This window comes from Paenibacillus sp. 23TSA30-6, from assembly GCF_014858585.1.
In the GTDB taxonomy this organism is placed as follows: Bacteria; Bacillota; Bacilli; order Paenibacillales; family Paenibacillaceae; genus Paenibacillus.
Genome location: NZ_SLTL01000038.1, coordinates 1 through 12,267, shown reverse-complemented (window position 1 = coordinate 12,267; position 12,267 = coordinate 1). Strand labels below are relative to the sequence as shown.

Genomic DNA, 12,267 nt, shown 5'->3' with positions numbered 1-12,267 from the left:
TAATAGTGTATGCTATATTTTCCGACATGTACTGGACTTCCCCTACTATACCCTCAACAATTCCCGGATGTCCTCCTCGGTGAGTGTGGATGTTGGGCCTTCGGCCGGATCTAGAACGTCCTTGATAAGGTCCTTCTTACGCTGTTGAAGCTCCAGCATAGTCTCCTCAATGGTGCCTTCGGCGACGAGACGGATGACTTGAACGACGCGTTTCTGGCCCATGCGGTGGGCGCGTCCGGCGGCTTGTTCCTCGACGGCGGGGTTCCACCACAGGTCGTACAAGATAACCGTGTCGGCTCCGGTCAAGTTCAGACCCGTTCCACCTGCCTTGAGGGAAATCAGGAACACGTCGTTCTCTCCTTCGTTAAAGCGACGGCACATATCTACACGGTCACGTGCAGGGGTGCTACCGCTCAGATAGAATACTCCTGCCCCCTCCTTTTCCAGTGCGGAACGGATTATGTCCAACATGCTGGTGAACTGGGAGAAGACGAGCATACGTCTACCGCTGGCGCGTGCCTCGGCAACGGTCTCCAGCAGCTGTTCCATCTTGCCCGAGGAGCCTTGATAATCCTCCACAAAGAGGGAGGGATGACAGCACAACTGGCGCAGCCGGGTAATCCCTGCCAAAATTTTCATGCGGCTCTTTTGAAATCCATTTGTTTGCAAGTCCTGAATGGTGTCATCCCGCAGTTGAGACAGGTATGCGGCATAGAGCTTCTTTTGCTCTCCGGATAACTCTGAACGTTGTACAGTTTCGATTTTATCCGGCAGTTCCTCAAGCACGTCCTCTTTCAGACGTCTCAAAATGAAGGGAGAGACCATACGTGCAAGCTGCTCACGCGGAATGTCCCTGAAGCTTTTACGACCCGAGAACAGGCCGGGGAACACAGCGTCAATGATGGACCATAACTCCTCCAATGAGTTCTCAATCGGTGTGCCCGTCAAAGCAAAACGGCGCGGAGCTGACAGCTGCTTGACCAATTGAGCGGTTAGGGAGCCTGCATTTTTAATCGCCTGGGCTTCATCCAGAATGAGCGTGCTGAACGTTTTGTCCTCATACCATTCAAAATCGCGTCGTAACAGCGGGTAGGAGGTAATTATGACCTCTGGCCCTTGATCTCCTTCTACCGTGGCGAGCAAGCCGCTACGCTCCCCCTTCTGTCCGGCAACGACCTCTACACGAACATGGGGCGCAAAGCGCTTGAATTCATTTTCCCAGTTATACGTAAGAGATGCCGGGGTAACAATTAGTACAGGCATGGAAGCCTGGGCAGGCGAGGACGACTTGTCCGTTGGCTTCCCGATCTCTGTGTGGCTGTCCAACTCGGAACAGATGTAAGCAATCGTTTGCAGCGTTTTCCCCAAGCCCATATCGTCTGCCAAAATCCCGCCAAAACGGAAGAAGGACAGACTCTTAAGCCACTGAAAACCCTGTACCTGATAATCTCGCAACACATTGGCCAAGGATTCCGGTGGATCATATTCCAGCCGCTCGGGATGACGCAAACGCTCCAGGAAACGGCGCAGATGCTTGCCCATCCGAAGTGAACTGGCACCTTGAATATCGTCGGACAGCTGAAGGGCTTGTAGAGCAGGCAGTTTGACCGTACCACCCTTCACGTCACTTCGCTTGACACTCAGTTCCTCGGCCATACGTCCATAAGTCGCATATTCCTCGCCCTCCAGTGACAGAAAAGCACCGCTGCGCAGACGAATATATTTTTTCTTTTCCACAACACTGAGCATAATGTCCCGCAGTTCCTGTTGATTCATCCCCCCCAGTTCAAAAGACACGTTCAACCAGTCCAGCTCGCTAGTCAGCTCCGCTTTGATTTTGGGTCTGCTGTCAGGGTCATAGCGCATGCCTCGGGCAGATTGGGAAATATATACCTCGGTCAGTTCCTCCAGCTCAGGCAGAACATGATATAGAGCATCAAAGATCTCATCATCGGTGGTGGCAATCCATCGGAGCCCGTTCCTGCGCATACGCGAAGACTCCAGAACATGCAGTACCCGACGCTCACTGTCCATATTTCGTATTAAAATCATTTTACTGTCAGCACGTTGTTTCCCTTTTTCATCCAAAGGATTCAGGAGAATGCCCTCATAATCAAATTCTAACCGTACGAACAGCTTGCCTTCCTCCCGATCAACAAAGCTTTTACTCACCAATTCCGGCTCGGCGATCCGTTCTCTGACCCGCTTATCTACGCTTACCTTCCCCGCTTTGCGTAACACGGGCAGCGTCTGCTGTACAAATGGCTCGATCTGGGCTGCCGATATATCCACGCTACTTTTACCTCCATAGGCCGAGAGAGTATCTCTCATTTTGGCAAGTCGCCGTAGCTTCAGCGAGTTCTCTTCGAAAATCTTCCCATAGCTAACAGTCAAACCGTAGGAAGGGAGCAAAGCGGCTTCCTGCAATCCATTGACATTGAGTTTGTAGCCACCGCTAACGCCTGGAGCAATGTTAAACTCTATGGGTAAAACTTCATCAGAAGCCGTGATTTGACCATTGCCTAGCGTTCCCTTCCCCTCCCAGGTCACAAAATTACATTGCTGGAGCAGCTTATACACATCAGGCCAGTTCATGGGAGGAATGAACATAGCACGAGCATCTCCGGCAAAGCTGTCTGATAAGCTATGGGGGTTCAATAGTTCTTTGTACATCCGCTCACCGTTTTTAATGTGAATCAGAAGTTCCATCAACTGTCGATCTGCATGGGCAAAATACTGCGTTGCTGGTTCGTAGGAAAACAGCTTCGTAAAGCGAAAAGACTCCCCTTTTTCCACACTATCCAAGAACGGCCTTAGCTTCTGCACCACATAAGTTCGCTTCGTCCCTATTTTCATCTCAATGTTGATCTGCTCACCTTTATATGAGCTATCCTCTACATGACAAATATATTCAACCTGGAGCTTCTCCTGAGGGGTGGTTGTAAATTCGCTGCCAGCTGGCGACAAACCGTTGTCCCCCGATTCATCAGTTTGCTTGAATAGCTCCATCAGTTGATCGGCGGTACGATAGGATATCATCTGCTGGAATGGCTCAATAGCAGAACGTGTAACAGGTCGCCGGGAAGGTGGAGCTGATAGAAGTGAATCAGGTCCAAAAATGGAGGTTGGCTGGGTTTGTCCCGCTGCTGGAATATCCAATTGATAGTCAGGTACAATAATTTGGCTCTGCGTCCCGGCCTTGATCATTCGATGTACAGCAATCAGCACTGCGGCAATATGCTTACATTCCTCATGATAGTAGCTGTTTTGATAGGCAGGGCAGGTACATTCGGCGTCCAGACTGAACTCATCCAGATCAATATGGACCTGATAGTTGCGACTCCCCTTCACTACAGCAGCTATTCGGGTGCATGGAGCATTGATTTTTAATGACGTAACTCTGCCCTTTTCGACATATTCCCGCCCTTTGTTGTATGCCGTTGTCCCACAAATGTCACGCACATCCTGCAATGTAAAATGACTCATTTACACGTCCTCCTTGTATCCATGAAAATTTCGCAAAATCCCTTAATATAATTGAATCATTTGAGCTTATTGGAAATGGTAGCTGTTCTACATGTTCAGCACACTTGTAAGTCCATTGTACAACAGTTGCGCAATTGGACACGCGGAAAGATATTAAAAAAGGGCTGCCTCATTGGCTATACATAAAAGCAGACCACTTCCCGGAAAGGGCAATGGTCTGCTTTGTTCGTCATGTTGAATGTCAGTATAATTTTCCAAACAATGTAGCAGTTACGTATGCATCACACAGACTACTTTACCAGTTGCCCGCGTGTAACACCCAACTGGTTCGTCGCTTTAAGCGTCTTCCAGACCTGTGTACCACTGATTTCTCCGCGCAGGGCACGGTTATAGAGGTCAATAACCTCATGCACCTGCTCTGGTGTCTCCTCCAAAAACTCCACGCGGTAGCGGGACACACCCAGCTCCATAAAGTTGGACAGGTACTCGGCGCCGGATTGCTCGATGGCATTGTATACCGTGTTGCGACAGCCTTCGTCCACGCGAACGGGGTGAGACATACCAATACGGTCGCGCAGGGATGCGCGATGGTCCTCACATGGGCGTCCGCAGTTGGTGTAGTCCGTGCCTTCGCTCATGAAGGTGCAGTATACGCAATGTTCGGTATGGAACATTGGCATATGCTGCTGAATCACGATCTCCAGCTTATCGGTACGCGTGCGTCTGAGCATATCGACCATTTGCTGGATGTTCAGGTCGTACGACGGCGTAACAAGGTCACAGCCAGAATCCAGGAACAGATCAGCCGCTTTGTGGTTGGCGACATTCAGCGAGAAGTCACCGATCAATTGCGGATGGTGTGCATCTGGATTTTCCAACCGATGACGCATGTAGAAATACAGCGCACCCGGATTGCGTACCAGCACAGCATCTGGCTTCAGGCGCAGGATGTTGTTGTGGTAGCCGTTTTCACCCGGCATGTGAATACGCGGGGTCGCCAGCGCAATTCGACGCCCTGCGGCGTGCACAGCCTCTACGGCTGCCGGGAATTGCTTAATGAACTCGAAGTCGGCGTAAATGAACTCCACGCCGGCCTCCAGCGCAGCCTCAACCTGCGGGAGGCTGCGGCACAGCGCGGTCAGCTCTGCCTGACCGCGTGCCACTGGCGATGCGGGAACCGATGCATCGCCATACACCTCTACCGCCCGCTTCGTGTACACGGGCGGTTTGGGGCGCTCGCCCGCGAGCAATTCCACCGCCTGACGGCGGATGCTGTTCAGCTCGCGCATCGGCACGATGACGTCCCCATGCAGGTGGACGTCCAGTTCTTCCAGCTGGAACACCGTTCCGCCCAGTCGGCCGAACTGCTCCTCAAGCAGTTCGCGCGTCATTGGACGCTTCTGGGCGATTTCAAGTTCCAGCTCGGAATCCACGCGGACCGTCGTGCCTTTCTGCACATCGGTCCACCAGGTCGACAGCGGCTGCCCTGGAGAGCCGCTGACACGCACATGTACCGGGAAGACGCGGTACGGCTTGTCGGTGTCGTACGTCTGGCGCAGACGCTTGTCCAGCGCCGGGTCGTTGGTCTTCCAAATGCGGTCGCCGACATGTACACGGCGCAGATCCACATCGTTGCGTCCCGCTACGATGTCGATAATCCAGCCTTCTCCGGCTTCGCCTTCGATCTTTACACCCTTGCGACGGATATCGTATACGCGTCCACCTTCTTCTTTTTGCGTGGGATCTCCTGCATCGAATACAATGCCGTCGCCACGCTTCAGCGGCGCATCAATACGGCACACAACGCCGTCACGAAGGATTTGTTCTACCCGCCCCAGATAAACACCCCGGCTTTTCGGGAACGTACCGTCAACCAGCTTCTTGTTATTCGTTCCTTCCAGAAACCCGTGCGTAAAACCGCGTGAAAAGCTTTGCTGAAGCTCGCGGATATCTTCTTTGCTGGTCTTGGAAGTGTCACCTTCAAAATACTTATCAATCGCCTTACGGTACTTGCTGACCACGTTGGCTACATATTCAGGCGTTTTCAGTCGTCCTTCGATTTTAAAAGAGATGACACCTGCGCCAATCAACTCCGGCAGCAGATCAATTGCAGCCAAATCCTTAGGTGACAGTAGATATGTCACATCGGCCATCGGCTTTTGCTCGCCATCCACCATCAGATCGTAAGGCAAACGGCATGCCTGTGCGCATTCGCCACGGTTCGCAGAGCGCCCGCCCCACATTTCAGAAGTCAAGCATTGACCCGAGTAAGATACACATAACGCGCCATGCACGAATACTTCCATCGGAAGTCTCGCTTGCTCACCTATTTTTTGAATCTGTTTTAAGTTATTTTCACGTCCGAGCACGACCCGCTCAATGTTGTACGGTTTCGTAAACTCTACCGCCTCCGGCGAGGTAATTGTCATCTGGGTAGAGCCATGGATCGGAAAATCCGGCGAGATATCGCGGATCATTTTCACCAAGCCCATATCCTGTGCAAGCAACGCATCCACACCTGCATCCACGCAAGCATCGACCAGTTCCTTGGCGTCCTCCAGCTCGTTTTCAAACACCAGTATATTGAATGTCAAAAAGCCTTTAACCCCGTAGCTATGCAAAAACGCCATAATTTCAGGCAGTTCATCCATACGGAAATTGTTCGCACGCGCCCGTGCATTAAACTTTTCCACCCCGAAAAAGATTGCATCGGCTCCATTCGCCACCGCCGCACGCATACAATCCCAGTCACCGGCTGGTGCCAGAAGCTCGACATCTTCTCTTCGTACTGCTGATTTCATCATTGTCCTCCCTATACTGAGAAATAACTTATTATTCTTTGGTAAAGCGTTATTTTCCAGAGCAGCGATGCTGCTTATTTTAAAATCCTATGAACTATCATCCTATCCGATCATCCCTACTCTGAACCCAAGGCTCACGGGATCAATGGCATCCAACTCAAAAAATCCGCACGACAAGCATTTGCGGCATAATCATTCTTATCTTGTAACTAATCTAGTGTACCAGACTACGCCCCAAGCTTCTACACTTTCCAAGCGATTCCTTGCAAAAATATCATACTAAAAAAAACACCCCCAATCCCGTCAAACGGTACATTGGAGATGCTTGAACAGCCTTTGACCTTCCCCTGCCCTCACTCTATAAAAGATTAGCGATCTTATGGCGGGCACCAGCGAAGCGGGCCATTTGAATCCGTAGAAGCGCCAGCGATCGAAGGATCAAATGGCACGCGCAGCGCTCTCCCCACCATAACTCGCTAATCTTTTCCCTACACCCTCTACTTCACAAAATTAAATGAATTCAGCGTTGAATCCAGTGCATTAGACTGCACGCCCGTATTGTTCGCGTCATTCAGCGTCGTTGCCACGGTATACGTTTTTCCGTCACGCTCCAAAACAATTTGGCGGCCTGTATAGCCAATGCCTTCTTCCACACGGTGGAATGTAAAGGAAGCTGCCGGAACCCCGGCGAACGTCACGTCCTTAACCTCTTCAACCTTGAGATTTTTGTAGCTTTTACCCTGCTTATCGTAAAAGTCCTTGAGCTGGGATACCGTTAACTCGAACGATTTGTCATTATCGACTTTGATGGAGAAGCTCCCTCCGGTAAACTGGTACTCCACATCACCCAATTCAAACTGGTCACTGATCGCTGTCCAGTATCGTGGAATATTCACCGTGTACTCATAGGCTTTGGAAGTCTTTTTGACCGTTTTCGTTTTGTCTGCCAGATAGTCGTCCTCTTCCAGTTGTCCGAAGTTGCTCGCTACGGTTTGGAAATCGATTTGAAGCGAGGAAATGAGCGCATTGAACTGATCATTCCCTTTGCTCACTTTTTCCGGCACAGCGTATTCAGCCAGATAGCGGTATCCATTTTGCTGAATCAGCACATTGTATTCCTTAACCCATCCATCGCCAAAGTTGTATCGATACTCCTGAACCAGCCCCTGAACCCCCGCAACCTCAAGTGAATAGGTCTTCTGGGACTCATAAGCTGTAGATACAAATGAATCACTCAGCCACTTTTGCAGCTGTTGGCTCCAGTTCTCCAACGTGGCATCAGCAGGAGCTGAAGTCACGTTCAAACGGAAACTCGATCCATCATTGCTTTCGTACTGCATCCGCTGATCGTCCATTTTCCAACCTGCCGGTATGCTAAGCGACACCCCATAGTCCGGGTTTCCAGCCTCACGTGTTCCCCCTACGACGGTCGACAGGTCTTTAATGCTTTTATCCTGTGCATTGAAGGAGGTCTTGAAGGAATTTAACAGACCCGCATACTGTGCGAGATCCTTATAGTTCGTTGCTTTGGCATCGGAAAAATAAATCACGTACAATCGTCCGTTGTCATAATACTGACGGTTTTCCCACAGCACGCCGTCTCCGTCCTTCGTAATGACACGTGCATAAGGCACCTTCGATTTTGGAAAGGATTTTCGGTCTACGACGATTTCTCCCGTCTCCTTGGCGGTTTGCACCAATTGTTGAAGAAGGTCGTCCGCATTCAACGGAACCGGCTGTGAGGCCGTATGTACTTCCATATAGTACGCACTGTTCTCGTCCATAAATGTGGAGACGCTCTCATCCCCACCACCTTGCCCGATGACCAGCCCTGTAGGATAGTTCATGGACCAATCGTAGTAACTGTTCCCGATCTGCGTCTTGCCCTCATCATTATCAATGCTCGGCGTTTCTTCAGCTACTGTGCCTGCCTCTTCTTGCGCCTCCATCCGAATGACAATGCCCGCACCATTCTTCTCCAGCTTGCCTCCGAGACCTTCTGCTACTTGACGTAGCGGAACCATCAGGACACCTGATGACATTTCCGGTGGAGCGGGGAGCGTTACCTTATGACCGCCCACCCAGGCAGTACGGCTACCGATGGTCAGTGATACGATGCGAGCACCACTGCTAATTTTGACCACATTATCTTCGGCCAGCCGAATTTTGCTGTTAAATGCTTTTTTGAACACACCAGCCGGAACCATCAACGCACCGCTTTTCGAATAGGGTTTTGCAATATTGGCATTCTGACCGTTCACGATGGCTGTGTTGCTGCCGCCTTGCAGGCGTAGCTCCAAGATCGGTTTATCGCTGTCCGCCGCCACTGCTGGCAAAGCAGATAGCAGAACGGACAATGCAACCGCGCCAGCTCCCAGCTTATGCATCATTTTTCTTTGAATATGCTTCACAGTAATCTCCCTCTAGCTATATTTGATATCATAACGATCCGTTTCATTTACTTCCCTGTAGCGGCTGCCTCTTGGACTGACTCAGATGCTTCCTTGGAAGGCACTACATTGCCATCACCAGCCGACTCATCCGAGTCCCCGGCATCCTCTCCGGCCTGAATAGATTCATAGATTTCACCATTATCCTGTGACAGTACCAACTTGCGTTTTACAATATCGCCGTCCGTCTGCATAAGCAAGCTCACCGTCTGCCCAGGCTGATAGCTTTTAAGCAACTCGTTGACATCGATAGCGGAAGCCACACGCTTGCCGTTTATGCTATACAACTCGTCGCCTTCCTTGATTTTGGCCTGAACAGCACTAGCCGAAGTAATTTTTGTAACTTTCAAAGGGTCCTCCGTAGGCAGCCCCACGATCGCCGACCAGCTCTCTTCCAATCCTAAACCAAGACTGGCACGCCGAACCTCACCATACTTGAAAAATTGAGCAATGACATACTTCACCGTATCCGAAGGAATCGAAAAGCCCATATTTTCAATACCGACAGCCGAAAATTTCATCGTATTGATCCCGATTACCTCTCCTTTGAGGTTTACGAGCGGACCGCCACTGTTACCAGGATTGATCGCGGTATCGCTTTGGATAAGTCGATAGGCAGCGTTGACGCCACGGTTCAATCCGCTGACGACACCCGAAGTTGCCGAATTACGCAGGGAAAAAGAGATAGGCGTACCGATAGCCACTACCTGCTCTCCCACCTGAAGATTATTCGGTGAGCCTGCTAAGGTAGCAGGTTTAAGGCTGTTTGCCTTGATTTTAACCATTGCCAGGTCACTGACCGGATCACTGTAGCTATCTGTAATACTGTAAGATTTACCGTCCGAGGTCACGACTACCGCATCATTTAATCCTTCAATGACATGCGCATTCGTGACAATCCATCCATCTGTCCGAATGATGACCCCTGTGCCGTGAGCAAGGTTGTACCGATCTCCGCCTGCCACGGTTTGTCCCGTTGCTGAGCGGCCGATGATGCCTACCACAGAGGGAGATACATTTTTAACCACCTGCGGCACACGATCGGCCGATAACGTATATGTACCATTTGCGCTGTTATACGCGCCGCTGGTTCCTAATGCTTTATTCACATCGCCTACGTTGACATAGACCCCACCGTTAATGACCTTTGCCTTCAAAGCAGTTCCACTGCTGGCTGCACCTGCTGTTCCAGATACACACAAAGCGCTGCCCAAAGCCAGTATGACTGCCCTTTTCCCCATCTTACGCATAGTTTCACCTTTTCCTCTCTAACATGACCCTGTTCTATCAGTTAGTCCAAATCTACCATAGAGGAGACACGCATACAATCGCTTTAAGCCCTATCTTTTTTTAAAAGCTATGTTTGCCGCTTACATAACCCCTCATGTCATTTATACTATAAAATTACCAAATCCTTATATCAAGAAAATAAGCAAAAACGATAAATAATCGTTATAGCGTTTGGGCCATTCCTTCGTTTACTGGCACTTCCAACTATGATACCATCACATTATATCTTAGTTCTATTGTCGGAAATAAAAGAATAACTTTGAATCCCTGTAATCAACGCTTATGAAGGAGGTTGAAAGGATGGCTTACGAACCAATCTGGACCGCTCATCCCGATAAACTGAACAAATTCGAATTTGCCAAGCTGGAAAAGGACGGCCTCGACGTCATACGCACCATTATCGAAAACTATGCGAGTGAAGGCTTCGATTCGATCACTGCGGACGATATGGATCGTTTCAAATGGGCCGGAGTGTATCAGCAAAAGCCCCAGGATGGCCATTTCATGATGCGTGTCCGCATCAACACAGGTATCATGACATCAGCGCAGGCACATGCATTGGCGGACATAGCCACGCTGTACGGACGCGGTCTCGTTGATGTTACCACCCGTCAGGCTATTCAGTTTCACTGGCTGACGGTTCAAGACTTACCCGATATTTTCGAGCGGCTGGAAAAAGTCGATTTGTACTCCTTTGAAGCCTGTGGCGACTGCCCGCGTACGATTGTTGGCAATCCTTTGGCAGGCATTGATCCGAATGAATTGGTCGACACCAAGGGTATTGTGGATGAAGTCAACCGTTTTTTCCTATTAAATCGGGACTTCTCCAATCTGCCGCGTAAATACAAAATGTCCATCTCTGGTAATACGTACAATAATGCGCAGGCTGAAATTAACGATTTGTCCTTTACGCCAGCCACTAAAGTAATCGACGGGGAAGAAGTCATCGGCTTCCATGTGATGGTCGGTGGGGGCTTATCCGCCAAGCCGCATTTGGCGCAATCGCTGGACCTGTTTGTCCGTCCTGATGAAGTTTTGAAGGTTTCCATTGCAGTCACCACCATTTTCCGGGATTACGGCTATCGGGAAAAACGACATCATGCCCGCCTGAAATTTCTCATCGCCGATTGGGGCCCGGAAAAGTTTTTAGCCAAGCTCACCGAGTATATCGGCGAAATGCCCGGCCGGGGCGAAGATAAAACGATCGGCTGGCAAGCAGCCTACTTTGACGGTGTGCATCCACAAGCGCAGCAGGGTCTAAACTATGTCGGTCTGAACGTGCCAGTCGGCCGTCTGGATGCTGACGAACTGCACGAGCTGGCCGAGTTGGCTGACCGCTACGGTGATGGACAGATTCGTACGACCATGTCGCAAAATATTTTGCTGAGCGGCGTGCCGGACAATCAGGTGAATGAATTACTACAGGCTCCTGTGCTGCAACGCCTGACGCCACAGCCTAAGCATTTTATGAGCCGTACCGTTTCATGCACCGGGAATGAATTCTGCAATCTGGCGATTGTGGAGACTAAAAAGCGGGCGGTTGACGTTGCCGAGTATTTGGATCAGCACGTAGATCTGGATGAAAAAGTGCGCATTCATTTCATCGGCTGCCCGAATGCCTGCGGACAAAAGCATATTGCGGACATCGGTCTGCAAGGCTCGCTCATTAAAACACCCGAGGGTATGGTCGACGCGTTCGATATTGCTGTTGGCGGAGCGCTCGGACCGGGTGCCCAGTTCAATAAAGCGCTCAAAGGCCGCGTACGTGGTGATCAGGTTGGCCCTGTGTTGGCCGAACTGATTCTGTTTTACAAAGAAAATCGAAATGCCGACGAAACCTTTTATGCGTATGTACAACGAGTAGGCATTCCGACTTTTCAGGAGAAGCTGTCTGCTATTTTGCAGTCCAGCACCGTCGCTTCCTGAGGCTTGTAAGTAAAGCTCTTCTATAATGTGTTCTCTTAACCTAATAGGCCTTCCAAGGCAGCCTGTTTGTATCTCGCATACAAGCAGGCTATTTTCTTGTGGTCATAACATGGCTGCAGAAGGTCCTCTGCTGTGCTTTCAAAAAAAAGACACCGGATTATTCGAGGCCACTGAAAAACATGGTTCTTACAGATAGCTGAAAGAGAATCCATTAAAAAGACGACATTCATTCCTTTGTTTTTGAATGAGATGTCGTCTTTTTTTTGCTTCCTCATGTCTACGAGTGCTCCTCTTTTTAGCTCATCAACTTCAAG

The 12,267-nt window shown here is 50.1% G+C and carries 6 protein-coding genes; 1 reads left to right on the top strand and 5 read right to left on the bottom strand.

What is annotated here, in order from left to right:
• Positions 1 to 45: 45 nt before the first annotated feature.
• From E0698_RS23565 to E0698_RS23550, 4 genes are all read right to left on the bottom strand, one after another.
• Entirely contained in the window at positions 46 to 3,486 is a 3,441-nt protein-coding gene (locus E0698_RS23565; protein ID WP_192513083.1) for a DEAD/DEAH box helicase, read from the bottom strand.
• Between the two features lie 290 nt (positions 3,487 to 3,776).
• Positions 3,777 to 6,287 carry a U32 family peptidase gene (locus E0698_RS23560; protein WP_192513082.1) on the bottom strand — a complete coding sequence of 837 codons (2,511 nt, stop codon included), beginning with the start codon at positions 6,285 to 6,287 and terminating at the stop codon, positions 3,777 to 3,779.
• Between the two features lie 497 nt (positions 6,288 to 6,784).
• On the bottom strand, positions 6,785 to 8,698 hold the full coding sequence (locus E0698_RS23555) for a stalk domain-containing protein (protein WP_192513081.1): 1,914 nt from the start codon (positions 8,696 to 8,698) through the stop codon (positions 6,785 to 6,787).
• A gap of 47 nt (positions 8,699 to 8,745) precedes the next feature.
• Positions 8,746 to 9,987 carry a S1C family serine protease gene (locus E0698_RS23550; RefSeq protein ID WP_192513080.1) on the bottom strand — a complete coding sequence of 414 codons (1,242 nt, stop codon included), beginning with the start codon at positions 9,985 to 9,987 and terminating at the stop codon, positions 8,746 to 8,748.
• A gap of 340 nt (positions 9,988 to 10,327) precedes the next feature.
• On the opposite strand from E0698_RS23550, the gene E0698_RS23545 reads away from it, so the two are divergent.
• Positions 10,328 to 11,953 carry a nitrite/sulfite reductase gene (locus E0698_RS23545; protein WP_192513079.1) on the top strand — a complete coding sequence of 542 codons (1,626 nt, stop codon included), beginning with the start codon at positions 10,328 to 10,330 and terminating at the stop codon, positions 11,951 to 11,953.
• A 35-nt stretch (positions 11,954 to 11,988) separates the two neighbouring features.
• Here E0698_RS23545 and E0698_RS27150 read toward each other — a convergent pair.
• On the bottom strand, positions 11,989 to 12,267 hold a 279-nt coding region (locus tag E0698_RS27150; protein WP_238354119.1), incomplete at its 5' end, for a hypothetical protein.